Below are 26,187 nucleotides of genomic sequence, written 5' to 3'. Positions count from 1 at the left end.
CAATTCGTGCGGGCTCAGGGTCTGCGCAGCCGAAGGAACTTTTGCAGGAACCGTCCGGAGACGACGAACCTGAACCACCAATACGCCAGTCGTCGCGTCGACATGCGTCATGTCCTCGACATCGAAATGGCCCAGCGATCCCTCCATAGCGCATGCTGCGACGCACACCTGTGAGACGGTTCACATGTCACAAGCTTGTGGCATCGGGGACGGTTGAATCGCGATTTACAGCCCTCGCGGGCACCGCGATGATCGCCACGGCGGATAGCCCGAAGAACACCCCAGCAAGGAGACCGCAATGGCGCGAGGATTGAACGGATCATGGATGGCGATCACAGCATTGGCCGGTGGCCTGGCGATGGCTCTGATTTTTGGATCCCCCGCATTCGCGCAAACGGAGAATGCATCGCCGACACCCGACAACGCGGTCATGATCACGATCCTGCTCAAGCACGACCAGTCGCGTCCCCTGACCGAACTCAACGCGCAGCTTGAGCGGCAAGGTTTCTACAAGGCCTTCCCCCCCGACGGCATCGAGGTTGTGAGCTGGTACGTGATGATGGGAATCGGCCAGGTGGTGACGCTGCGGCTGCCGGCGTCGCGGTTGCGCGAGGTCAATCGCATCATCGAGAACAATGCCTGGGGCGCCTATCGGACCGAATTCTATCCGACCTACGACTACAAGGCGATCGGCATCGCAAACCACGAGAAGGCGAAGTAGCCAACATCCTGGAAGCTCAGGCTATGAGGATTGCGGCCGCGCGCGGGCCGCTGCCGGTTCCGGATGGTCAGAGCCGGTACCTCGGCGGACGCTGCGCCATCTGCTATGCGTGAGCTTTCGGCCGCTGGCTCAGCCTCTCGGCCAGGATCCGCAGATCCTCGCTGCGCCCACTGCACAGAAGGCGCGTGAATTCGTCGGGATCGATGGAAGCAGGCGGAAAATCGGCTGGCTTGGGCGCGACACGGCGCAGCCAGATCAATTGGAAGAGACGCTTGAGCATCTTCATGGTTGTTGGGCCCCGATAGGCGTCTGCAATAAATCGCGGAAGCGATCGTTGGTTCCCTCCGTCGTTGCGGCCTCGCGCTGAATTTTTGAAGCGGGACCGACCCGGCTCAGTACGGGAGGACTGCGTAACGATATCCTGACATCCCGTGCGGCTGGACCGCGCTCCCCCGGCTTCACACCTCTATGTTAGATATGACGCGCGCGGCCGTTGCCGCCAGCGCATGATCCGGAACTGTGTCGCGATTTTCCGAAAAGATCATGCTCAAACAAAGAGCTGAGATCACGATGCAATTCGACAAAACCGCATCGTGATCCAGACACGAGCCGGAACAGACCATGACAGTCCCTTACATCCCGCAGATGGCCCTTTACCGCCAATGGCTGAACGAAACCCGCAGCCTGAGCTTCGCGAACTTCGACGAGATGCGACGGTGGTCGGTCACCGACATCGACAGCTTCTGGCAGAGCATCTGGGACTATTTTGATCTCCGGTCGCCGACGCCGCACTCGGCCGTGCTGGCAGACCGCAAAATGCCCGGTGCGGTATGGTTTCCGGGCGCCTCGGTGAACTACGCGCGTCAGGTCCTGCGCCATGTCGAGCCGGCGCATGCCGCCGGCCTGCCGGCCATCGTCTCAAGCGGCGAAGACGGCAGGCTTTCGGAAACGAGTTGGCCGGAACTGCGGCGCAAGGTCGCCGCGCTTGCGTTGCATCTGCGAGCACAGGGCGTGCGATCCGGCGATCGCGTCGCCGCCTATTTGCCGAACATCCCGGAGGCGATCATCGCGCTTCTCGCGACCGCCAGTATCGGCGCAGTCTGGAGTCTTTGCGCGCCCGACATGGCGGCGCCCGCCGTGATCGACCGCTTCAAGCAGATCGAGCCGAAAATCCTGATCGCCAGCGATGCCGTCACCTATGCCGGCCGGCGGCATGACCGGCGCCCCGTGATCGACGAATTGCGGCGCGCGCTGCCGACGGTCAAACATGTCATCCTGCATGCCGACACGGCGAGCCCATCCGATCCGCTGCTCTCAAACATCCTGTCCGCCAATGGACACGAGATCGACGCCTTCGAGCCGGAATGGCTGCCGTTCGACCATCCGCTCTGGGTCGTCTATTCGTCTGGCACCACCGGACTGCCGAAGCCGATCGTGCACGGCCATGGCGGCGTAATCGTCGTTTCGCTGCCGCTCTCGACGCTGCACAATGACATCGGCTGCAGCTACCAGAAGAATTCGTTCGGCGAACGCTTTCACTGGTACAGCTCGACCGGCTGGATCATGTGGAACTGCCAGGCCAATGGCCTGCTCAACGGAACCACCTGCTGCATCTTCGACGGCAGCCCGGGCGGCTCCAAGGACAAGCCGGACTGGACCACGCTGTGGCGCTTCGTCTCCAATGCGGGAGCGACGTTCTTCGGTGCCGGCGCGGCGTTCTTTGCGAGCTGCGCCAAGGCGGAAATCGATCTCGCTAACGCTGGCGACCTGTCGCGCCTGCGCACGCTCGGCTCGACCGGGTCGCCGCTCAGCGGCGACACACAGGCCTGGTTCAACGACCGCTTCGCGGCGCTCTCGAAGACCAATGGCAGCGCCGCGCAGGCGGAGATGTGGTGGGCGAATATCTCTGGCGGCACCGATTTCGCCGGCGCCTTCATCGGGGGAAATCGCGAGCTGCCGCAGACGCCGGGCAGCATGCAATGCCGCCTGCTCGGCTGCGCTGTGGACGCCTTCAACGAGCAGGGCCGCGCCGTGATCGACGAGGTCGGCGAGCTCGTCTGCACCGAGCCGCTGCCGTCGATGCCGCTGCGCTTCTGGAACGATCCCGGCGATGCGCGCTATCGCGCCAGCTATTTCGAGACCTATCCCGACAATTTCGACGCCAGCGGCCGCGGCCCGGTGTGGCGGCATGGCGACTGGCTCAAGATCAACCCGGACGGCTCCTGCGTGATCTATGGCCGCAGCGACGCGACGATCAACCGCCACGGCCTGCGCATGGGCACGAGCGAGCTCTATTCGGCGATCGAGGCGTTGCCGGAGGTGCTCGACTCCATGGTCGTCGATCTCGAATACCTCGGCCGCGACAGCTACATGCCGCTGTTCGTGGTGCTGCGCGACGGGATCGCGCTCGATGCTGTGATGAAGGCGAAGATCAACAAGGCGATCGAGGCCGGGCTGTCGCGACGCTTCCTGCCCAACGACATCTTCGCGGTGACGGAAATTCCACGCACCCTGTCCGGCAAGAAGCAGGAGCTGCCGATCAAGAAACTGCTGCTCGGCCAACCTCTGGAGAAGGTCATCAACAAGGACGCGATGGCCAATCCCGGATGCCTGGACTGGTATCTCGACTTTGCGAAGAATCATTCGAGCAGGAATGCGGGCGTGGCGTGATGCTCCCGCGCGATCGGCTCGACAGGATTGAGGATCCAGCGACATGCAGCCAAGCTACATCGACCCGCTCAGCGGCAGGCTATACCCGCTGGAAGTTCCGCGCTGGTGCTCGGACGAGGGCAAGCCGCTGCTGGTGACGCCGCTGTCCGGCATCTGTCGGGACGACATCGACCGAACCACGCGTTCGCTCTGGCGCTATCGCGCTTCACTTCCGGTTGAAATCGACAGGCCGATCACCATGGGTGAGGGCTGCACGCCTGTCGTGCAAAAGGAATGGGGCGGCCTTCAGCCCTATTTCAAGCTCGAATGGTTCAATCCGACGTCGAGCTTCAAGGATCGCGGCACGAGCGTGATGCTCTCGTTCCTGCGCGGGCTTGGCGTTGACGCCGTGCTGGAAGACAGCTCCGGCAATGGCGGCGCTTCGGTGGCGGCTTATGGCGCCGCCGGCGGCATGCGGGTCAAGATCCTCGCGCCGGCCACGACATCGCCAATGAAAGTTGCGCAGATGCACGCCTTCGGCGCCGAGGTCCAGTTGGTGGAAGGCCCGCGCGAGGAATCGGAAGCGGAAGCGATCCGGCAATCGAGGCAGACATTCTATTCCAGCCACAATTGGCAGCCGTTCTTCCTTCAAGGAACGAAATCGCTGGCCTACGAGATGTGGGAGGACTTCAACTTTGCCGCGCCGGACAATGTTGTCATGCCGGTCGGCGCCGGCAGCAGCCTGCTTGGCTGTTATCTCGGATTCAAGGAGCTATTGGCCGCCGGGCAGATCACGCGGCTGCCGCGCCTGTTCGCCGCCCAGCCGCTGAATTGCTCGCCGGTCGATGCCAGTTTTGCCGCAGGCGTCGATACCCCTGTCAATCGCGAGGTCAAGAAGACCATTGCCGAGGGCACCGCCATCCGGCATCCGTTGCGATTGAAGCAGATTGTCACGGCGCTCAAGGAGACCGGCGGCGGCACTGTTGCGATCCCGGAGGATCAAATCATTGCTGCGCTGAAGAAGCTCGCGCGCACCGGCCTCTTTGTCGAACCGACCTCTGCGTCGGCTGCCGCCGCGCTTGACGAGCTCAGCCGGCGTGGCGCGATTCGTCCGGCCGAGCGCACCGTCGTCATCATCACCGGCACGGGGATCAAGGCGGCCGCTACCATCACGGATATTCTAAGCGCGGATTAGTTTCGTGAGTTCGGCAACCCGGCATTCCGGGTTTCCGCATCGGCGGAGTGGCCTATTTCGGCGCCCCCTCGGGAAGCTGGAGAAATTCAAGCGTGACCCCGTCGGGGGCCCTTACGTAAATCATGCGGAGCCCCTTGAGATCGCCGGATTCAACCGTCTGAACCTTACCGACCGGCAGCCACCCGATGCTTGCGGAACGCGCAAGCAGAGCATCTATATTTTCGACATAGAAGGCGAGGTGGACCGAACCAACATCTGACGGTCGCGGCTTATAGATCTGTCGATCATCAGGTGAAGTATATTCGTGCAGCTCGATCTTATGGCCGGGCCCCTCGACCATCGCGAGCCGCATGGCCGCCCCGGGCACACCGATCACCTGCTCGACGAACGGCGCATTTTCGAAGGTCCAGGTGTACAGATGCCGGAAGCCCATCACATCGACCCAGAACTTTAGCGAGTCCTCCAACGAGGAGACCGTGAGACCGGTGTGATCGATGCTCCTGATCATGATGTCTCCCCGCTTGCAGTAGTCCGACTACTGCAGCACATGCTTAACTCGCGGGCTTTTTGGCCCAAGCGAACGTCCACATGTTGTTCTGAGGCAGCGATTGGGACAAGTGCGACATTCACAAAGGTCTGTGACCGAGACGTGAGCTAGATTCGAACGGCGTGATCATGCGTGCAGGCCGCCGCAACGTCGTTGCCTACGCCCGCTTGCGTTCGCGTCCCGACAGGAGCTGCGCTATCCATCGTGTCGACTCGTATTCGTCGCAGACGGCGAGCAACGCGATGACAATCGGCACGCCCATGAAGGCTCCCGCGACGCCCCAGAGAAAACTCCCCAGGAATACCGCCGACAGCACGATGAACGGCGAAATGGACAAAGCGGCGCCGGCCATTCTTGGCTCGAGATAGCTTCCAATGAGAAACTGAACCAGGTTCAGACACGCAAAAATTGCAACCGCCAGCTGCCAGGATTCAAATTGAACCAGAGCAAACAAGGTCGGAAAGACCGTTGCGAACAACGGACCGACGAAGGGAATGTAATTCAGTACGAATGCGATGACGCCCCAAGCAGTTGCCAATTCGATTCCCGCGAGCAGCGCAAAACTCCAGACGACGACGCCCGTCAGCACGCTCATGACGCTGCGAACCACCATATACTTCTGCAGCTTGGCCGCGATGTCGGCGCCGGCGACCAAAAGCATCTGCCTGGTCGCCGCGCTCTCAAGACGTTCGATGTTTTTTCGAACGACATCCACTTCCAGAAGTCCGAGCACGGTGAAAGCAAAGGCGATCACGATAAAGGATATCAATCGGTAGCCACGTCCGCCGATGTCCCTGACAGCCGGCAGAATCCAGTTGGTGTTGCCCTTGCCCGGATTGACCACACTGGCCACCGACACTCCGTGTCCGTCGAGCCAGTCGACTCCCCGTCCGTACAAAACCTGCAAACGATCGGCATTGCTCGTGAGCCACTGAACGACCCTGCTGAATCCCCAGATCAGCAAAAGCCCGAGAACCGAAAGAACGACCACGACGCCAAGAACCGTTATGGTGAGCGCGAGCAGTTTCGGAAGCCTCGCCTGAAGCGCCTGCTGGATCGGCCACACGATGGCAATAATGAACAGGGAGAAAGCCACCGGAGCAACGATCGGTTGCGCCAGGTAGGCAGCGCCAAGGATCAAGATCGTTGCACAGAAAAGAAGGAGGATCTTGATCGTCCGATCTTGGGTCATCACCAGACCAGGCGCGCTATCGACTGGGTCAGAACGGTCAGAACCACGCTGATCGCAAGCGCATAGCAAAACCACCGCCAGCTCCAGGTCCAAAGGCCGATTGCGATTGCGGCGACGGCGGCGGGAGCGAATACATCCAAGTAATACAAAATGCCACGTCGCACCGTGCTTGTGCCGAGATAGGCGCTGAGAGGGACAACCAACAGCAACAGCACGAGGGCGCGAGCTGCCGGACTTTTGGCAAGGTTTTTCATTTCGTCAGGTTGGCAAAGCCGTAACCCAGTTTCAAGGGTTGATCACCGCGAGGTGGCCATTCGTGCCAGCGCGCGCCGGAGGGACACGCCCCTAAAACGAACAGAATGAGCGCTACAAGGATCAGGAGGAGCACAATAACGATGCCACTCATCGCCGCCCCCCGAAATCAAACCTGCGATCGCTCCACTTCTCAGTTGGCCTTCCACCGCAGCTTTCGGGCGTCCTTCATGACGACGCCAGCCGTTCCCCTCCGAGGGCCGATCACGTTGCAGGTTTCCCATGCCATTGGACGCTTCCAAGAAGATCGCTGGCTCCGGTCCAAAGGATTTGAATACCGAGACAAAAGAGGATGAATGCAGAGAGCCGGACAGCGATGTCAGTCCCGCTGCCTCCCAACAGTCGTTCAACTCGATCCGAATACGCAAAGCAGGTATAAATTGCCGCCGCTATCACCATTGTTGCGAGCATGCTCGCCAGAAAAAACCCGAGATCCGCCGTGTAGTCGGAATACGCCGATCGTGAAAGCCCGAGACTGATCATGACCGCGATCGTGCCCGGTCCGGTGGTCAGCGGCAGCGTCAGGGGATAAAAGGCCAGACCGCTATAGTCGGTTCGCTGGCCCGCGGCAGCCGGGTCGGCGCCGCTCCGCGTGCCCTCGTTCAGCAATTTCCAGCCGGACGCGGCCACGATAAGGCCGCCAGCGACCCGAAGCACTGGCACCGATATGCCATAGAGCTTCAGGACGAGCGCCCCGATCAACAGCGATCCCGTCATCACGAAAAATGAATTCATGGCAACTCGTCGCGCCAGCGATTTGCGCGTGGCGCTATTGGCATATTTCGTCATGCTGAGAAACACGAGCGCCGCTCCTGGTGGATTGATCACCGAAAACAACGCCGCAAGGACGAGCAGGAACGTTTCCATAATTCGTCGTCAATCCACCCCGAACCCGGTCTCCGATATGTCATCACGGCCTGCCGGACACAAAGCGGATTGTGGTTGGAACCCTCACTACCGCCACAATGCCCTCAACCACTGCGATCAATGGTCGTTGCTTCTGGCCGCTACGCCGGCACTGGTTTCAGAACCGTACAGTGACCGAGCCGAGAACACGGTTGGCGGTAGCAAAGCCGGCGCCAGCCGGGAGTGTTGCTGGCGTGCCACCAAACACGTCCCGATGCGAGTAGACATATTCGAGGCCGACATCGAGCCATCCAGTCCCAACGTTATTGCCACGAACCTCTGCGAACGGGCTCCAGATCAAATTGACGATCCCCTGCTGCATGGTGCTGTTCAACAACGTGGCCGAGGCAGATCCAGGCACGAAGAACAACGCATAGGATGGATATTGCTGCCATGCGTAGGAGTAGACGAAATTGCTGCGCAATTGCGGCATCCAGAAGCGGCGATAGCCTACGCTTGCGCCATATGTAGGCAAAGCGTCGAGCGTGACATCCACAATGCCCGGCAAGCCGACATTCGACAGCGCATCCTGGCCGAAAGTATTGCCGCCGAAATAGCGCCCGATGCCTTGGCCATAATAGGCCATGCCAACCAGCTCGTCCGGACCGAACGAGGGTGACAACCACCGCATCGGGAGACGGCCATTGCCTGCGACACCCCAGCCGACCGTATCGCGCTTCACCGCCGGGGGCGCAGCCGCCGTACCATCCGTCCGGATGGTGAGATCGCGCAACAGACCACGCAAGTCGAGGATCGAGCCGTCGTACCGGTATTCAAGCCGTCCGAGCAGATCGGGCAGCGATGCAAATGCCGGACTGAGGCCCGGGAAGCCGCTGGGGGTGCTGATCTGCGTGAATACGCCGGCGACGGACGTATACTGCGTATCCGGCATTTCGAGAGAGAGATGTCCGGTCAACCCCGGCGCTAACGCTGCGGTCGCGCGAATTTGCGGCTGGCGCACGAAGGACTGGTTGAGGTTGGTGGAGAAGTTCACGGTCTCGTAGACGCCTTCGTTCCAGAGACTATTCGCTTGCCCGACCAGCACGCGGAATTGCTCTGTCCCGATTTCGCCCCAGGCCTGACGGAGGCGGAAAACCGCATTAGGCGAAGCGGCCGTGCCCCCGCCGAAGTCACCCTCGAAACGGGTTTCGAGAGTGCCCCAGGCCGTTGCCGTGCGCGTGTCCATGCCTATGCGGCTAAACCGGGCGGACAGTCCGGTATCGCCGCCTTGCAGGTCGGCAGGACTTCCCGTGAGCGGGATCGTTTGCACCGTCGGCGCATCGGACTGATTGCGGCCGTTGAAATCGTGGTACCCGTTGACGTTGGCGAAGCCGTAAAAACGCACCTCGGATTGACTGCCGGGGATTCGCAACGAAAGGCCCGGAAGATCGGACCGCAACGCATCCTCGCCTTCTCCCTCGTACTGATTTCCCATCGGCTCGGGTGGACGCAGGCCCGGGATGGTATCCGCGACAACGGGACTTGGCGGGACGGCGGCTGTCAACACCGGCGGTGTCGAGGCAACCGTGGTCCGCGGTGGCTTCTGCGGCGCTGCCGGCTCACGACGCGCGGTCGCAGCCTGTGACTTCGCGCGCTTTTCACGCGACTCAAGTTCATCGACGCGATGTTGCAGTGCGCTGATCAGCTTGTCGCCTTCTGCGGCGCGACGTTGCAGCGCATCTAGCCGCTGCAACAGCTCGTCCATTGAAGGCTTCTGCTCCGAAGCCGCCGGCGCCTGGGCAAGAGCCGAACTCGCCGGCAATGCGACGAGCACAACACCACAAAGAATTCGGAACGCAAGCATTTGCTCGCTCCCGCAGGCTAGCCGCGTGCAAACCAGTAAACGCCCGCAGATAAGACTATTTGATTGTAGCGAGCGCAAGATCGCTCAACAGGCGCAGTCACACTTCCGTTCCGAGTGTATCATTTTGGCCGCGACACCAGTGGTTGGCCAGGCGCCTCAACCATTCGACTGTCGCACGCTTGCTGGCACACGGCAGGCAGCGTCCTCCTACGGAGGCAGATCGGATTGATCGTACATCGGACCGGGCGTCAATGGCGGGGCCGGGACCGCATCTCCCGATGGCGGCGACGCTCCAAAAGCCGGGTGCGGCGATGCAGGATGATCGATCCCCTCTCGAATGCGCTCCAGCATATATGAGTGGAACGGGTTTGAAGCCACGCGAAGCAAAGCGTCGAGGCTCGTGATCAGCACATTGCGTTCACCACGCGGCGCCAGAGCTCCGAGGTTTGGCCCGAAGTTTTCCGTCCCGTCAGGCGCCATGCCGTACAGGGCGTCGTTCATCGGAAACGGAAGCGCTACATGCGACAGCGAAAAAACGCCGGGCGGATAGCTCAGTCCCAACGGGCGGTGCTGCTCGCTTGTACCTCCAGCATCGATCGAACGCTCTTCGACCTCGGTGCTGGCCTCCGCTTCGTTCGCAATGACCGTGATTCGGTATGGCCGCACCGCTTGAGGAAGGAGCCGATTGAGCGCGGTGTCGGCCGACGGGCGCAAAAGCGGACCGAACTTGATCGTTCGATTGACGTCGAACAGCACCAGTTCACTTCCGTTTGAAGGTAATTGGGCATACAGCCCGGAAATGATGGCCGGGGTGCTGACCGTGAAGTCCATCACTGATTGGAACGTCAACAGCGGCGCCAATTCGCCGAGACGCCCCTTGCTGCGAAGGTCCGATATCTGCTGCTGAAGGATCTGCGTCAGACGATATGATTCGCGCGCGCCATTGACCGGAAATGAATTGTACTTGAACGGATTGAATTCCGGCAGGACAGCAAGCCATGCGGCCTTGGAGAAGGCCGGGAAGATCGCAGGAAGACCGGCCAACCCGGCAAAGCGTGCGAAGCGCGTAATGCCGATCATCGGCGAGATCAGGACAATGCGATCAGGTCGAGCCAAGTCCGGGTTCTCAATCGCATCGAGCGCATATTTGACGGCCAGCGCGCCCCCGTTCGAAAAACCAACGAGATGAAGCGGCGCGGGCGCGGGTACACGCCGGCGGGCCTCGCGTACCGCAAGACGCGTCGCAGCCATCCAGTCTTCCCACGTGACCGCCGTCAATCCCGCCGGTACCGTGCCATGACCGGGCAATCTGATCACGAGCGCGACGAACCCTTTGTCGCGATACACCCTGGCGATATGGCGTTGGCTGTAAGGAGAATCCGTCAGTCCGTGCAGCAAAACGACGACCCCGCGAGGAGGGCCATCCGGCTCGAGTATGAAAGAACGATTGAAGTCCTGGGAAAAGTGCGGCGGATAGACCGGGCTCCCCTCAAAATACCGGTTGATGGGAACACGTTCATCGGGTGTCAGCTTTTGCGAGACTTCGGCGCGAACGTCTTCAAAGATCCGCGCCTCGTTCTCGAGATATCCGCGCCAATCTGCCCGATCGAGCGCTTCTACGGTCAACTCTCGCGGCAAATATGTGTGCCAGACTTCCAGCGACGGACCGCGTTGCACGTCATACACGCGGACTGCGAAAAGCGTCAGCGCCGCGACGACCAGGACGATCGCCGTCCATTTCAGCCAGTTAAGAACCTTCGTACGCACCATAAGGCTCGCTTGTCACCGCCAAGAATTCATCCGGCATCTCCTCTACGCGATGTCCACGACCGTCGCATCAGAAATCCCATTGTCCGGCGATGACCGTCTTGCGGCGCCTAAAGGCCCCAGGGAAGACCGAGCAGGTACCAGACAACGAACAGCGCCGTCCAGATGATCGCCATCCAGAGCGTGTAGGGCAACATCAGCGCGACGACTGTCCCGACCCCGGCGTTCTTGTCGTAGTTCTGCGCAAACCCGACCACCATTGCAAAGTAGGCATTGAGCGGCGTGATCGCGTTAACCGGCGAATCGGCAATCCGGTAGGCCGCCAAGACCGCTGCGGGATCGACAGAAAGCTGTATGAACACCGGCACGAACACCGGCGCAAAGATGGCCCATTTGGCGATCGCCGGGGTGAAGACCAGGTCCAGGATCATGACCACGACGATGAAGCCCACCAGCAGCCACAGCGCACCGATATTCGCGCTCTTCAGTGCATCTGCCATCGTCAAGGCCATGAGCGTCGGGATGTTGCTGTAGTTGAAGTAGTCCACGAACTGACTAATGACCACGAACAGGAGGATTGTGCCGCCCAATGAGGACACGGCCTTCGTCATGGCAGCGATGACGGCCGACGAACTGGTCATCGTTTTGGCACCCATGCCGTATGCGATCCCGGTCGCGAGGAACAGCACCATGATGACCCCGATCAGGCCGTTCATGAACGGCGAATTTCCGATGAGGATTCCTGTCTCCGGATTCCGCAAAGGCGCGCCCGACGGCAGCGTCAACAAAAGGAACAGGATCACGACGCCCAGCAGAGCGATCGCCGCGTATCTGAGGCCTCGTGACTCATCTGCTGAAAGCTGCCCGCCATCCTGGGCAGGCTGAGCCGCGCCGCCCTGCCCACCTTCGTAAATGCCCAACCGCGGTTCGATGATTCGATTGTTGATCAGCCCAATGACGGCCGTCAGAACCACAACGGAAGCAATCGAAAACGAGACATTGGCCGTCAGATCCAGCGAGACGTTAGGATTGACCATGCGTATGGCGTCGTTCGTCAGCTCCGTGAGGACGGCGTCGAGCGGCTTGATGATCATGTTCACGGTGAATGCGCCAGCGACGCCGGCAAACCCAACCGCCAGCCCGGCGAGAGGATGCCGGCCAACGCTCAGGAAGGCAACGCCCGCCAACGGGATCAACACCACGTAGCCGGCATCGGCCGCAATGCTCGATATGATGCCGACGAACGCGATGATATAGACCAGTGCCCAGCTCGGGGAGACAGTCACCAGCTTTCTGATCAGGGCGTTGACGAGGCCGGCTTCCTCCGCGACGCCGACGCCCATCATGGCGACGACCAGCAGGCCCACCGCACTGAATCCCATGAAGTTCGGCACCAGCCTCGTGTAGATGTGGCGAATTCCGTCCACGGTCAGCAGGCTGTTGGCGGCGGTGGTCGCGGTCTCGAGCTTGTGCGTATCCGGATTGATGACCTGGTAAGTAACACTTGCCCCGAACATGTACAGGAGATGAGAAAGCACCAGCACAATCGCGATGAGGATCAGGAATATCACGACCGGGTGGGGTACGCTGTTGCCTACGCGCTCGATCGTATCGAGGATCTTTTGCATCGTCGATTTGGACGACGCCGTGTTCGGGACCTTGCTCGACTCGGTCATGGCTGTGGTCCTTTGCTAGTCGTCGTCACCGACTGATGCTCATGGCGGCAGCAACCACGGCGCCAGAATGACGCAGACGATCAGAACAACGACGGAAAACGGCACCCCGACACGCACAAAATCTCCGAACGTGTAGCGGCCGGGCGCGACCACGAGGGTATTCACAGGCGACGACACGGGAGTCATGAACGCCGTTGAAGCGGCCAGCGCGACGATCATTGCGAACGGATACGGCGAGAGCTTCAAATCGTGCGCAATGGCGAGTGCAACCGGCGCCATCAAAATCGCCGTCGCGGTATTGGAGATGAACATTCCAAGGAGTGCCGTAATGACAAACAACGTAGCCAGGACAAGGCGCACATCGGCGCCGACAGTGAGGCTCTTCAGGGCGGCAGCAGCCAACTCGACTCCGCCGGTACGCTCCAGCGCAATGGAAAACGGCAGCATTCCGACGATCAATACGATCGTCTTCCAGTCGATCGAACGATAGGCGCTCGCAAAATCGACGCAGCCGAATACCCCCATCAGCAGACAGCCGATCAGGGCTGCCTGCACGTTCGGGACGATGCCACCGACCATCAGCCCGATGACAACAGCCAGACAGAAGAGCGCCTGCAATGCCCGCCCGGGAGCTGGAAGCCGCTCGTCCATCTCGACCGGCAAGCCGATTATGACCATGTTCGAAGTCTCGCCACGCAGCCTTTCAATGTCCTTCCACGATCCGACGAGCAGCAAGATATCTCCTACATCGAGCTTTTCCTTCAACATGTCCCCCGTGTAGGCGCCGCCGCTGCGCCGCATGCCGATTGCGGTCAGTCCCGACCGGCTGCGGAATTCGGACTCGATGAGCGTGTTATCGATGAATTCAGAGGTCGGCGGCAGAAGCACCTCGACCATCCCAATCTCTTGCGAGCGATCTGAAAAGTACGCGCCGGTAAGCGGCAGCTGTTCGAGATGATACTGCTTTCGAATAGCATCGCCGCCGGCGATCGATGCTGACCGATCGATTAACAATATGTCACCAACCTGCAATTCCGTTTTGGCAGTGGGCTTGAGAACTTGGTTGGCGAATTTACCGTTCCGCTCAATCGCAAGGATGTTGACGCCGGACGCGCCGCGCAGATTCACATCCTCCAGACATTTCTTCGCAAGCGGCGACCCCTCCATGATCCGGAGTCGACTCTCGCGGTCAGCGAGGTTGTATTGGTCGATCCAGTTAGCAAAACTGACGCGACCCGACGTCTTTGGATCGTGCGACACCGGAAGCCAGCGGCGCGTCAGGCACATGTAGATGATCCCGAGGAAGAGAACCGGCAAGCCGAACGGCGTGAAGCTGAAGAACCGAAAGCCCGCCACGCCGTGACGCTCAAGTTCACTATTGACGACCAGGTTCGGAGCGGTCGCCACGAGCGTCATCATGCCACTTATCAGCGCTGCAGAACTCAGCGGCATCATCAGCCTGCTGGGGCTGATGCCGGTGCTTTTTGCAATGCGCAGAGCGACCGGAATGAAGATCGCAGTGACAGCCGTCGAACTCATGGTGGCTCCGAGACCACAGACGACCAGCATGAGCAAGACGATGAGGCGAACCTCGTTGTTTCCGGCCTTGGCAATCAACCAGTCGCCGAGCCGCTGCGCGACGCCGGTCCGCACCAGACCATCGCCGATGACGAACAGTGCGGCGATCAAAACGATGTTCGGATCGCTGAAGCCGGACAGCGCTTCGCCCACGGTGACCGTACCGGTGAAAGGCAACACAACCAGCATGATCAGGGCCACGGCATCCAATCGCGGCTTGTTGATCGCAAACATTACGATTGCCGAAGCAAGCAGCGCCAGGACAATCCCCAGACTCCCGCTCATTTCAATTTCGTCCGGTTACATATTGATGTGACACTCCATGCCCCCCGCCGAACTCCAGTCGGCCCGCGCGCCGGCGCAGGACAGACCTGCAAATTCATTTCGTCGTTGTTTGGCTTGAAATACTGACAGGCGCTCGCTCCTTGCTTGCGTGCCAAAGGCGGTACGCGACGAGCATTGTCAAAAGCTACCACCGCCCTAGATTCGTTTGCAAGCAACGCATCCTGTACGCACTGCACAAGCGGAGGCGCCGTGCAGTGCCGCCCTTCCCCGACAACATCTCAGCACCGCAGCGCTCGACCACGCGCATCTGCCCGGTTTGACACTCGAACGCAGCTGGTTTGACTTATCCCGTTCAATCTCCGGAGATCGGCACCACTTGTACGGAAACGTTCATCCGGCTGAACGCGTCTGCCGGTCCCTCCCAATGACCGGAGAGCGGAGAGGCCTTTTCCTGTTCGCGTGCGACAGCGACCGAGATATGCTCGGGGCCAACGAGCTTGTTGTTTGTCGGATCGAAGCCGCGCCAACCCGCGCCCGGGAGGTAAATCTCTGTCCAGGCGTGCGTCGCGCCATGCTGTCCTTCGGCCATCTGGATATAGCCGGTGACAAATCGCGCTCCCAGTCCCCAATAGCGCGCGGCCTCCATCATAAGGACGGCAAAGTCGCGGCAAGAGCCGCTGCCACGCCGCAGAGTCTCGTCGGGCAACTGCACGCCCGCCTCTTCACGATGTAGATATTTGAGCGACTGAAAAATATGAGTGTTCAAGTTACCCAGCAGATCCAGCGTTCCTATCACCTGGCCAGGCTCGTACAGATCACGGAGCCAATTCAGCAATATCTGTCCGTCATAAGGATAGCTGGGCAGACGGTGAGCCATCAGATCGATGTGCTCTTCCGGAGGGTATTGAAAAGGAAAATAGCGGGCGAATGGCGCAATGGGCCATTCGACGGGATCGTCATAGTATAGATCGACGTCGACTTCGCTCGATATCAGAAGCCTGTTACCCGGCTCTTCAAAGCTGATAGTCGCGATGCAGTTGTCATATGCGTCGCGCAGCCAGCGCACGGTCGCCCGCGGTACAACACTGACGCGCGCTCTCGCAATGTGGAGATCATGCCCCTCGCGAGGTCGCATCAGCGCCCGGTGCGGACCGAATTTGACCGGCTGTCGATACAGATACTCGGTTTCGTGCAGTATCCGGATACGCTTCATTGTGCCGGGCCCTTCAATACACCGTTATGACAAAGCTTATTCGGCTCGCGCGATCCTACAAAGCAACCGGCATGGGGGTGCGGAAATTCTGAAAAGAAAGCTAACTACTCAGATCGGTGCGCGCACCGGCTCCGCGTTGCTCACTTTGCGGATGGTCAATGTTGCTGACGTGTTTCGATGATATGGTTCGGCTTGGCCGCGTTGCCTTTTCAACATTCCAACGCAGCGGAGTAAACATGTCACCATCACAATCCTGGGTAGATAAATCTCATGGAGCGCATCACCTCGCATACAGGTACCGAGTGATGCCACGTTGCAACTCGTTGGCTTGAGATTATTTGGCCGGACGATATGATGATGAGATGTGCCGTCGCATTGATCGCCGGAGCGATGGACGACACTCGCGTTTCATAGTTGCGTCTTGGAGCGTTGTGATGCCAGAGCTCGAGGCCGTTCTCGCCAATATTGAGTCAAATTTGGACGCTGCGTATGAACGGCTGTTTGCGCTTTTGCGCATTCGTTCCATTTCGACCGACCCGGCTTATGCTCAGGAGTGTCGCGCGTGTGCCGATTGGCACGTCAAGGATCTTCGCGAGATTGGCTTCGAGGCTGAGGCGCGCGAGACGCAGGGGCACCCTATCGTCGTCGGCCACGACCGCAGTTCAACAGGACGATCAGTTCTGTTCTACGGACATTACGATGTGCAGCCGGTCGATCCGCTTGGCCTTTGGGATCATGATCCGTTCGAGCCGTTCATCGAGACACGACCCGATGGATCGCGCGCAATTCGTGCGCGTGGCGCCTCCGACGACAAGGGGCAGGTCATGACGTTCATCGAGGCCTGCCGGGCCTGGAAGGCCGTCACGGGCAAACTTCCTGTAGCGACCACGATCCTGCTTGAGGGCGAAGAAGAATCGGGAGGCGCCAGCCTGCCCGGCTTCCTCGAGACGCATGCGGACGAATTACGCGCCGATATCGGTCTCATCTGTGATACCAATATGTGGGACGCCAAGACGCCGGCGATTCAAACCATGTTGCGCGGCCTGTGCGGTGAGGAAATAACGATTCATGCAGCCGACCGCGATCTGCACTCGGGCTTCTATGGATCGGCGGCGGCGAATCCCAACCGCATCCTCGCGCGCATTCTGTCTGATTTGCACGACGCGGATGGCCGCGTCACCATTCCAGGTTTCTATGACGGGGTTCCCGAATTGCCGGATGCATTACGGGCGCAGTGGGACACCTTGAACTTCGATGCCGCGGCCTTCCTGGGGGCGGTCGGACTCTCAGTGCCTGCCGGAGAAAGAGGGCGCTCGGTTCTGGAGATGGTCTGGTCTCGCCCGACCTGCGAGATCAACGGCATGGGCGGAGGCTATCAGGGAGCGGGCTTCAAAACCGTCATTCCGTCTGTCGCCTCGGCGAAAGTCTCTTTCCGGCTCGTGTTCGATCAGGATCCTCATGCTATCCGCAAGGCCTTCCGCGAGTTCGCAAGAAAGCGCGTTCCGTCTGACTGCAAGGTGGAATTCGCCGAGCACGGCGCCGGCCGCGCCATTCGTTTCCCGATCGAAGCGGACGCGTTTGCGAAGACGCGCGATGCGCTCAGCGCCGAGTGGGGACGACCGGCCGTTTTCATCGGCGGTGGCGGATCGATCCCCGTAACGGCGGAATTGAAACAGAAGCTTGGCATGGATGTCGTCCTGGCGGGCTTCGCGCTGGACGATGACCGTATCCACAGTCCGAACGAGAAATATGAACTGGAAAGCTTCCGACGCGGCGTTCGCTCCTGGGCAAGGGTCCTGCAGGAATTGGGACAGCACTAGCATCCCGCTGGCACAACATAGGCATCATCGTTCGCAGCAAGAACCGTCGGACAGGAAGTCGATCATACCAATCGGCCGACCAATTGGAGCGGAGCCATCCGCCTCCAGCGTGTCGATTGTCGCTCGCCGCAACTGAAAGAGGTTTGACGCAGGGTCGGGAAGCATATGCCTGCGCAAGCGACCAGACGATTTGGCCGCGACAGGAGAGCCCGGGATAGGTGAGGTCTTCGATGGAAGAAGGGGTGACATGACAGTGCAATCAGAGGAAGTGCGAGAAACGGTTCTGATCGATCTCGCCCTGCAAGGCGGCGGCTCCCATGGTGCATTCACTTGGGGTGTGCTCGACCGTTTGCTCGAAGAACCCTGGCTCAAGATCGACGCCATTTCCGGCACGTCGGCGGGCGCCATGAACGCCGCCATTCTGGTCAGCGGTTTCATTCAAGACGGCGCGCGAGGCGCGCGCAAGGCACTGGACGCCTATTGGGACCGGGTCGCCGCGTCTGCGCGATTTAGTCCCATCCAACGGTCACCGTTCGACCGCATGATGAACCGCTGGTCGCTCGATACTTCCCCCGGCTATCTGATGATGGACCTCATGAGCCGGCTCGTTTCACCCTACAATCTCAATCCATTCGACCACAATCCAATCCGGTCAATTCTAGAGGACAGCATTGATTTCGACCGTCTGAAGGAAGCGCCGATCAGGCTGTTTATCACCGCAACCAATGTCCATACCGGACGCGGCAAGATCTTCCGCAATCCGGAGATTACACCGGAGGTGCTGCTCGCGTCTGCCTGCCTGCCAACCATGTTTCAGGCCATCGAGATCGATGGCGAGCCATATTGGGACGGCGGTTACGTCGGCAATCCGACCATCTCTCCCTTGGTCCGCGAAAGCAACGCCACTGACGTCATTCTTGTACAGATCAATCCGCGCGAACGCCGCGAAACGCCCCGCACGGCCGCGGAAATTCTGAACCGCCTCAATGAGATTTCTTTCAACGCGCCCCTGATGAAGGAGTTGCGCATGATTGCATTGCTGCGCCAGGCTGCCGATCCCGGGAGTGGCGAGGGAAGCCGTTGGGCAAAGATGCGCACACATCGCATCCTTACGGATAAACTGGCGGAGTTTGGCTCCTCCTCCAAGCTCAACGCGGAGGCGGCTTTCCTGCAGTTGCTCAAAGATGAAGGCCGGAGAACGACGGAGGAATTTCTCAAGTCCCATGCTGAGGACATCGGGAGACGCTCCACGGCAGATATCGACGTTCTGGTGGAGGAGTGTTGATCATGGGCGAGCCCGGTTGCCATCCCTCCCGACGTTTGCTCCGCTTCACATTGACGGTTGCGCCGGCGCTTGTTCTTCTGCTCTCCGGGTGCAAGCGGGAAGTGGCCCAGGAAACACCGCCGCCGCGTCCTGTCCGCACGGTGACCGTTCAAAAGAGTGGTCTGGGCGAGACGGTCGTTCTAACCGGACAGATACAAGCCGAAAAGGAAGTCGCCCTCGCCTTCCGTATCGGCGGACGCATCATCGAGCGGCTCGTGGATACCGGTGATCAGGTCAAGCCGGACCAACTGGTGGCCAAGCTCGATCCCCAAAACGAATTGAACTCGCTTCGCTCCGCGCGGGCGGCGCTTTCCGCGGCCAATGCTCGGCTGGAGCAAGAGTCAAATCACTTCGAGCGGCAGGAAACGCTGCTGCGACAAGGCTGGACAACCCGCGCCAATTTCGATCAGGCCCAGCAGGCGTTGCGGACCGCTCAGGCGACGGTAGACGATGCCAAGGCCCAGAGCGAAATCGCGGAGGACCGGGTCGGCTATACCCAACTGAGAGCTGGTTTGGCCGGCACCATTACCCGCCGCGCGGCAGAATCCGGCGAGGTGGTGCAAGCCGGACAAATGGTGTTCATGGTCGCGCGCAATTCCGGCTGGGATGCCGTCTTCGACGTTTCGGCTCAGGTGTTGCGGACTGCGCCGGGAGATGCCGAAGTGATCATCTCTCTGACCGACGATCCGAACGTCACGGCAAAGGGCCGCGTACGGCAGGTCGATCCGCAGGCCGATCCCATCACGCGCACATTCAAGGTCCGTGTGGCGGTGAATGATCCGCCCCCGGCGATGCGGCTCGGTGCGACCGTATCAGGCCGCATGGAGGTTAGTCATAGCAGCGGGATCTCCCTTCCTGCGAGCGCCTTGACGGCCGCGGACAAGAGCCCGGCAGTTTGGGTGGTCGATCCGAACAGCCTGACCGTCAACCTCAAGCCGGTCGATGTCCTGCGCTTCGATCCCGGAACAGTAGTGCTGTCCGGAGGCCTCACCGGCGGCGAGATGGTCGTTACCGCGGGAGTTCAGGCCCTGCACCCCGGCCAAAAGGTCAGGCCGCTGGGAGTGAGGTCATGACTGGCCCCAATCTCTCCGACTGGGCGCTGAAGCATCGATCCTTTATCGTTTTTGCGATGATCTCCATCGTGATCGCCGGCTTGTCGTCCTATTATCGTCTCGGACGCAGCGAGGACCCGGCCTTTACCTTCCGCGCCATGGTCGTGCAGGCGGCCTGGCCCGGAGCGACGCTCGACGAGACCCTGACGCAGGTCACCGAACGTCTTGAGCGCAAGTTGCAGGAAACGAAGGGCCTGGACTTCCTGCGCTCCTATACCACGCCGGGCCAGACCACGATTTTCGTGAACCTGAAGGGCTCGACCTCCGCGCGGCAGGTGCCGGACATCTGGTATCAGGTGCGCAAGAACATCGGCGATATCCGCCGGACCTTGCCCCAAGGCGTGATCGGCCCCGGGTTCAACGACGATTTCGGCGATACCTTCGGCCTGATTTACGGGTTCACCGCCGACGGCTTTGGCCATCGCGAACTGCGCGATTATGTCGAGGACATACGTTCGAAACTTCTGCAAGTCCCGGATGTTTCCAAGATCGAAATTCTGGGCGCTCAGGACGAGCAGATCTATGTTGAATTCTCGACCCGCCAACTTGCGGGTCTCGGGGTCGACCGCGGCGCGTTGATCGCGGCACTTCAGGCGCAGAACGCCGTGATCCCGGCAGGATCGCTTCAGACCGGCGACGAGCGATTGTCGATCCGCGTCACCGGTGCATTCAAATCCGAGAACGACCTGCTTGATGTCAATTTCGTCTCGAACGGACGCCTGATCCGCTTGCGGGACATCGCCGAAGTTCGCCGCTCGCTGTCTGATCCGCCGCAGCCGATGTTCCGCGTCAACGGCAAACCCGCGATCGGCCTTGCCATCGCCATGCGCGATGGCGGCGACATCCTGACATTGGGTGAGAACGCACGAAGGGCGATTGACTCTGCAATGGCCGATGTGCCCATCGGCATCGACGTGAGTTTGGTGTCTAACCAGCCGGTAGTGGTGAAAAACGCCATTGGCGAGTTCATGGAATCGCTCTGGCAGGCGATTGCGATCATCATGGCCTGCAGCATCGTCAGTCTCGGCTTCCGGCCCGGAGCAGTCGTTGCTCTGTCCATCCCACTGACTGTGGCGATCATCTTTCCGATCATGGAATTTATCGGCATCGATCTGCAGCGCATTTCGCTCGGCGCGCTCATCATCGCCCTTGGGCTGCTGGTCGACGACGCAATGACGACTGTCGACGTAATGACCTCACGCATGGCCGCCGGGGACAGCAAGGAGAAAGCGGCGACCTACGCCTATGACACGCTGGCATTTCCGATGCTCACGGGCTCGTTCGTGACGGCAGCGGGCTTCGTGCCTATCGGCTTTGCCCGGTCTTCCGCCGGTGAATATACGTTCTCGATCTTCGCCGTGGTCTCGATTGCCCTGATCGTTTCCTGGTTCGTTGCGGTGCTGTTCGCGCCCCTTCTCGGGGTCTGGCTGCTCAAGGCGCCGGAGCAGAGGATGAATGAGAAGCCGAGCCGCATCATGACCACGTTCCGCTCGCTGCTGCTGACGGCCATGCGGCGCCGCTGGATGACCGTCGCGATTACTCTTGCATGTTTCGTCATATCGCTTTTGGCCCTGCCGCTGGTGCCACGGCAGTTCTTTCCCGCCTCCGACCGGCCGGAGCTGGTGGTTGATCTGACCTCGCCCCAAAATTCGTCGATCTTTGCCAGCGACCGTGTCGCGGCAAAGCTCGACGCCATGCTGAAGGACAATCCCGACGTCGCGAGCTGGAGCACCTATGTCGGGCGCGGCGCGATCCGCTTCTACCTTCCACTGAACGTGCAGCTCGCCAACGACTTCTTCGCGCAGGCCGTGGTCATCGCCAAGGACGTCGCAGCGCGCGAACGGCTGCACGCCACGCTTGAAAAACAATTGGCGGAGGAATTGCCCAACGTAGTCTCCCGTATTTCGCCCCTCGAGCTTGGGCCGCCGGTGGGATGGCCGGTGCAATATCGCGTCAGTGGTCCGGACCTGACCCAGGTACGGACGACTGCCCTGCAACTCGGCAAGATTCTAGGCGCCGACCCCGCACTGCGGCGCGTGAATTTCGACTGGATGGAACCGGCGCGGAAAGTGCGGGTCGTGATCGACCAGGATCAGGCGCGGCTTCTCGGACTAAATTCGACCATGCTATCGGCCAACCTGAACGCCGTCATGACCGGAGCCTCGATCACCCAATTGCGTGACGACATCTATCTCGTAGACATCATCGTGCGCGCCCAGGACGAACAAAGAGTCTCGCTCGATACCTTGCAATCCCTGCAGGTGCCGTTACCGAGCGGTCGCACCGTCCCATTGAGCCAGATTGCGCGCTTTGAATACGATCAGGAATATCCGCTGGTTTGGCGACGCGACCGGGTACCAACCCTCACGGTCCAGGCCGATGTCGTTTCCGGCTCGACCCCGGAGGCGGCGGTCGCTGCTCTGGCTCCGGAGGTGGCAAGGCTGCAGGCGAGCTTGCCGGGAGGCTATCGCATCGCTGTGGGCGGCACAGTTGAGGAAAGCGCCAACTCGCAGGCCTCGGTGTATGCCATGGTCCCCGCGATGCTGTTCCTGATGCTGCTGTTTCTGATGGCGCAGCTGCACAGCTTCAGCCGCCTCGCCATGGTGCTATGCCTCGTGCCGATGGGATTGATCGGCGTCGTCATGGCGTTGCTGATTTCTCGCCAACCTCTCGGCTTCGTCGCAATTCTCGGAATCCTGGCGCTGATGGGCATGATCGCGCGCAATGCGGTCATTCTCATCGAGCAGATCGAAGCCGAGCGCGCGCAAGGACGTGATCTCTGGAATGCGGTCGTGGAGGGCGCGGTTTCGCGATTTCGGCCGATCATGCTTACGGCGATCTCGACTGTTCTGGGCTTCATTCCGATTGCGCCGACAGTGTTCTGGGGGCCGATGGCATTCGCCATCATGGGCGGCCTGTTCGTCGCGACCCTGCTCACGCTGATCGTCTTGCCGGCGCTCTATGTGATATTCTTCCGCGTCGAGGAGCCCGTAAAGCAGTTAGCGTCCTGAGACGCCCGCCGTCAGTAACGATAAGATAATCAAGAGCAGGGACAGACCCGCTGCCGGCCATTGTCGGAGACGGGCATCGAGCCCTTCGAAAACCGGGCCAACGTTCAAGAGACGGAGATACGCGCGCTCCGCAAATACGATGCTGTCGCCGACGGGCACGTCGGGCGGCGACCACGCCATCCGCCTCAACGCCAGGGCAAGAACAACGCCGATCACCACCGGCCAGAGGCCATCCAGAATCTCGCCGAAATGCAGCGCTTTCGACGCATCACCGCCGACGCCCTCATAGAAAGCCCATGGCACGAGAAGAGCTGCGAGCGCAACGGCGGGCCAGGAACGAACGAGTCCGCTCGGACACTCCTCAGCGGCGCCCGACGGTGGCTCCGCGAGGCAGCCAAGGAAATGTGTCATCAGCAGCGCCGTACCGATTGACGAAAGGGTGGCGAGTAAACCCACGGTTCCGCCGTCGAATTGCGGCTTCATCGCGAGCTTGGCCAGCGCGCCGCCAGTCAAGGGCAGGCCCGCCAGGCTCAGGGCAAGCGCGACGGCAAGAGCAAACCACACGGGCGAAAGCCGTGTGCCTCGTGTTGCGAATGCGCCGATCGTCAAGAAAAGAGCGGCTTTGACCAGCAGATGGTTCGCGGAATAGAACGCAACATTGAACGAAGCATCGGCGTGTCCCGCGAGAAGCGCCGTGCCAAGCGCGGCTGTAATCACTCCCATCTGGCTAATGCTCGAATAGGCCAGAATGACCTTGGGGTTTCGTTGGGTGAGGCCGAAGACGACTCCGTAGTACGCGGAAAGGAATCCGATCGCTGCCAGGGCCACTCCCCAGCCCTCGAGCGTAACACCGTGCGGAAGGAAGCGGATCAGCCCAATGACGCCGGCCTTGACGCCGGCGCCGCTCAACAACGCGGCGACAGGGATCGGCGCGGCCTTATAATTTAACGGCATCCAGCCATTGAACGGAACCATGCCGATCTTCATGCCGAATCCCGCAATGATGAGGCCAAGTGCTGCATCCCTCCACGGTGAAGCAGGCAGGGCTCCCATCACATCCACAATGCGGGCACTCGCATGCGGCTCGCCGGCCTGCAGCATGACAAAGGCGAGCAGCAGAACTGCCTCGCCGAGAATCGCAAAGGCCAGATAGACCGCGCCTGCACGTTTCTGTTCGGAATCATTGGAAAAGGCGAACAGGCCGTAGGCGGGAATGCTCACCAGCGCATAGACGAGATAAAAGGAGACAAGATCACCCGCGATGAAGACACCTATGTTGCCGGTCATGGTCAGAAGCCAGGACACGCCGAACCGGCCGTCCGGCCGGCGCGCGCGCCAAAGGGCGGCACTGACCACGATCCACAGCGCGGCTGCCACCGCGAGCAATAGGGCGCCGGGCGGATCGAGATACAGAGTAAAGCCCAGGACAGGCAGATCGCGGCTGAGCGGCGCGCCCGTCATACCGATCAGGCCGGCGGCAAGACTGGGTATCGGTGCGAGCCACTGCAACGCCAGGGCGCGCTGCCGCCAGCGCTTGACGAAACAAGCTCCGAGCAGCGCCAACGGTGCTGCCAGACTGGCGACAAGCAAGATGGATAGAAGATCGTTCATGGCGAACTGGCCGTCACCGGACGGCCGATTTCAAGGAAATCAAGAAATGCCTGCGGCGCGAATCCGAGCACAATGGCAGCCATTGTCAGCGCAAGCGCGATCACCTCCTGACTGCGCATGGGCGTGACTTTCAACGAGACCTGGCCGTCGGACAAGGCCGGCGCGAGAATGCGATAGACATAGCCCGCTGCGAGCAGGCCGCCGACGAGGATCGGAAGCGTCCAGAACCACTGGCCGGATGCAACGGCAGCCTGCAGCATCAGCCATTTGGCGTTGAAACCGCCGCTCGGCGGCAGACCCATCAGCGACAAGCCACCGAGAGCGATGGTCAGGAAGGTCAAGGGAAGCACCCGTGCCGCGCCGCGAAGGTTTCCGATCCGGTCATGCCCTAGCGCTTCGGCGAGCACGCCAGCAGAAAGAAACATCCCGGCCTTGGCGAATGCATGGGCGAGAACCTGCATGAGGCCGGCGCTCCACCCGGCCGCGCTCCATGTCTGCGCGCCGCCCGATGCGAGCGGAAATACCAGAAAAAGATAACCGATCTGAGCAACGGTCGAATAGGCGACCAACAATTTCAAACGCGCCTGACCCAAGGCCATGACGCTCCCCACGATCACCGCCGCCGAACCGAGCCCACCAAGAATGACCGCCGCCGTTTCGGTGTGAAGGGCCGGAAGAACAAAAAACCACAGCCGAAGCGTAAGAAAGAATGAGCCTTTGACCACCAGTCCGGAAAGGACTGCGCTCGCGGCCGCCGGCGCGTTGGCGTGCGCGGGAGGCAACCAGAGGTGCACCGGGAACAGGGCCGTCTTTGCGAGCAGGCCGGCGGTCATCAGGGCAGCCGCCATCCACACCACAGGCGTAGGCTGGACCCTTTGTGCCAGGAGGGAAATATCGATCGTGCCATGCGCGCCGTAAAACAAGGCGACGCCAAGCAGATAGCAAATCGAACCGAACAGCGCGAAGAGCAGATAACGCAGTGCCGCGACAAGTGTCTCCGGCCGGCCATCGATACAAACCAGAGGGACCGCTGCAAACGTGAGTAACTCCAGAGCAACGTAGAGATTGAAGAGATCGCCGCCCACGAAAATGATGATCAGCGCGGCCCAGATGGCCTGAAGCATGATCCAGAAGGTCAGTGCGCTCCGGCTTTCGCGGACGCCGTCGGGTGTGGCGAATTTCGACCGTGCGTAGAATGCTGCAGCTGCCAGAATCACCGCAGCCGCGACCAGCATGACCGCCGAAATACCGTCAGCGCGTAACGCAATGCCGAGCGGCGGCGGCAATCCTCCGATCGTATAAACGATCGGCTTGCCGGCTTGACCAACTTCGAATGCGATAGCGCAGGCCAACACAATTCCGAATGGCGTCGACCCGAGGGCGACGCGCTCGGCATTGCGGCCTCCTAGTGTGAATGAGAGCATAATTCCGGCGAGCGGCAGCAGGATCGCGAGAACGAGAAGG

20 protein-coding genes are annotated in these 26,187 nt (G+C 60.6%); 7 read left to right on the top strand and 13 right to left on the bottom strand.

The window, feature by feature from the left end; genetic code table 11:
- Window positions 1-298: 298 nt before the first annotated feature.
- Entirely contained in the window at window positions 299-721 is a 423-nt protein-coding gene (locus JQ553_RS20165; protein ID WP_212501748.1) for a hypothetical protein, read from the top strand.
- A gap of 103 nt (window positions 722-824) precedes the next feature.
- Here the strand turns inward: JQ553_RS20165 and JQ553_RS20160 are convergent, their stop codons facing one another.
- A complete protein-coding gene (locus JQ553_RS20160; protein WP_212501747.1) occupies window positions 825-1,007 on the bottom strand; it encodes a hypothetical protein in 183 nt (60 codons plus the stop codon).
- Between the two features lie 335 nt (window positions 1,008-1,342).
- Between JQ553_RS20160 and JQ553_RS20155 the strand changes: the two genes are divergently transcribed.
- Window positions 1,343-3,391, top strand: a complete 2,049-nt coding sequence (locus tag JQ553_RS20155; protein WP_212501746.1) for an acetoacetate--CoA ligase — start codon at window positions 1,343-1,345, stop codon at window positions 3,389-3,391.
- Window positions 3,392-3,434: 43 nt separating this feature from the next.
- Window positions 3,435-4,565 (top strand): threonine synthase, encoded by a 1,131-nt coding sequence (locus JQ553_RS20150; protein ID WP_212501745.1) that lies wholly within the window; start codon window positions 3,435-3,437, stop codon window positions 4,563-4,565.
- A gap of 52 nt (window positions 4,566-4,617) precedes the next feature.
- Here JQ553_RS20150 and JQ553_RS20145 read toward each other — a convergent pair whose 3' ends face one another.
- The 10 genes from JQ553_RS20145 to JQ553_RS20100 all read right to left on the bottom strand — a co-directional run bounded on the left by JQ553_RS20145 (window position 4,618) and on the right by JQ553_RS20100 (window position 15,845).
- Window positions 4,618-5,073: a VOC family protein gene (locus JQ553_RS20145; RefSeq protein WP_212501744.1), complete on the bottom strand. Its 456-nt coding sequence runs from the start codon at window positions 5,071-5,073 to the stop codon at window positions 4,618-4,620.
- 196 nt (window positions 5,074-5,269) lie between these two features.
- Complete coding sequence (locus JQ553_RS20140) at window positions 5,270-6,304, bottom strand: AI-2E family transporter (protein WP_212501743.1); 1,035 nt, start codon at window positions 6,302-6,304, stop codon at window positions 5,270-5,272.
- Window positions 6,304-6,558, bottom strand: a complete 255-nt coding sequence (locus JQ553_RS20135) for a hypothetical protein (RefSeq protein WP_212501742.1) — start codon at window positions 6,556-6,558, stop codon at window positions 6,304-6,306. Before JQ553_RS20135 ends, JQ553_RS20140 begins: the two co-directional genes overlap by 1 nt.
- A complete protein-coding gene (locus tag JQ553_RS20130; RefSeq protein WP_212501741.1) occupies window positions 6,555-6,710 on the bottom strand; it encodes a hypothetical protein in 156 nt (51 codons plus the stop codon). Before JQ553_RS20130 ends, JQ553_RS20135 begins: the two co-directional genes overlap by 4 nt.
- 110 nt (window positions 6,711-6,820) lie before the next feature.
- Window positions 6,821-7,483, bottom strand: coding sequence for a MarC family protein (locus JQ553_RS20125; RefSeq protein WP_212501740.1), 663 nt, complete (start codon window positions 7,481-7,483; stop codon window positions 6,821-6,823).
- 157 nt (window positions 7,484-7,640) lie between these two features.
- A complete protein-coding gene (locus JQ553_RS20120; RefSeq protein WP_212501739.1) occupies window positions 7,641-9,227 on the bottom strand; it encodes a DcaP family trimeric outer membrane transporter in 1,587 nt (528 codons plus the stop codon).
- A gap of 306 nt (window positions 9,228-9,533) precedes the next feature.
- Window positions 9,534-11,096 carry a carboxylesterase gene (locus JQ553_RS20115; RefSeq protein WP_212501738.1) on the bottom strand — a complete coding sequence of 521 codons (1,563 nt, stop codon included), beginning with the start codon at window positions 11,094-11,096 and terminating at the stop codon, window positions 9,534-9,536.
- A gap of 107 nt (window positions 11,097-11,203) precedes the next feature.
- Window positions 11,204-12,769, bottom strand: coding sequence for an AbgT family transporter (locus JQ553_RS20110; protein ID WP_249144443.1), 1,566 nt, complete (start codon window positions 12,767-12,769; stop codon window positions 11,204-11,206).
- A gap of 39 nt (window positions 12,770-12,808) precedes the next feature.
- Entirely contained in the window at window positions 12,809-14,632 is a 1,824-nt protein-coding gene (locus JQ553_RS20105; RefSeq protein ID WP_212501737.1) for an SLC13 family permease, read from the bottom strand.
- A 352-nt stretch (window positions 14,633-14,984) separates the two neighbouring features.
- Window positions 14,985-15,845: a transglutaminase family protein gene (locus JQ553_RS20100; protein WP_212501736.1), complete on the bottom strand. Its 861-nt coding sequence runs from the start codon at window positions 15,843-15,845 to the stop codon at window positions 14,985-14,987.
- 434 nt (window positions 15,846-16,279) lie between these two features.
- Here JQ553_RS20100 and JQ553_RS20095 point away from each other — a divergent pair, with 434 nt between their 5' ends.
- From JQ553_RS20095 to JQ553_RS20080, 4 genes are all read left to right on the top strand, one after another.
- Window positions 16,280-17,665 carry a M20/M25/M40 family metallo-hydrolase gene (locus JQ553_RS20095; protein ID WP_212501735.1) on the top strand — a complete coding sequence of 462 codons (1,386 nt, stop codon included), beginning with the start codon at window positions 16,280-16,282 and terminating at the stop codon, window positions 17,663-17,665.
- Window positions 17,666-17,912: 247 nt separating this feature from the next.
- Window positions 17,913-18,950, top strand: coding sequence for a patatin-like phospholipase family protein (locus JQ553_RS20090; protein WP_212501975.1), 1,038 nt, complete (start codon window positions 17,913-17,915; stop codon window positions 18,948-18,950).
- A 2-nt stretch (window positions 18,951-18,952) separates the two neighbouring features.
- Complete coding sequence (locus JQ553_RS20085) at window positions 18,953-20,062, top strand: efflux RND transporter periplasmic adaptor subunit (protein WP_212501734.1); 1,110 nt, start codon at window positions 18,953-18,955, stop codon at window positions 20,060-20,062.
- On the top strand, window positions 20,059-23,112 hold the full coding sequence (locus tag JQ553_RS20080; RefSeq protein ID WP_212501733.1) for an efflux RND transporter permease subunit: 3,054 nt from the start codon (window positions 20,059-20,061) through the stop codon (window positions 23,110-23,112). The genes JQ553_RS20085 and JQ553_RS20080 overlap by 4 nt, the downstream gene beginning before the upstream one ends.
- Here the strand turns inward: JQ553_RS20080 and JQ553_RS20075 are convergent.
- The gene (locus JQ553_RS20075; protein ID WP_212501732.1) at window positions 23,101-24,723 is read right to left on the bottom strand and encodes a complex I subunit 5 family protein; all 1,623 of its coding nucleotides are present in this window, start codon (window positions 24,721-24,723) and stop codon (window positions 23,101-23,103) included. The two genes, JQ553_RS20080 and JQ553_RS20075, sit on opposite strands and share 12 nt — an antisense overlap.
- On the bottom strand, window positions 24,720-26,009 hold the full coding sequence (locus tag JQ553_RS20070) for a complex I subunit 5 family protein (protein ID WP_249144442.1): 1,290 nt from the start codon (window positions 26,007-26,009) through the stop codon (window positions 24,720-24,722). The genes JQ553_RS20075 and JQ553_RS20070 overlap by 4 nt, the downstream gene beginning before the upstream one ends.
- Between the last annotated feature and the right edge of the window lie 178 nt (window positions 26,010-26,187).

This window comes from Bradyrhizobium lablabi (assembly GCF_018131005.1).
GTDB lineage: Bacteria > Pseudomonadota > Alphaproteobacteria > Rhizobiales > Xanthobacteraceae > Bradyrhizobium > Bradyrhizobium lablabi_D.
The sequence above is the reverse complement of the archived record's forward strand: the minus strand, read 5'-3'. Positions and strand labels throughout refer to the sequence as shown.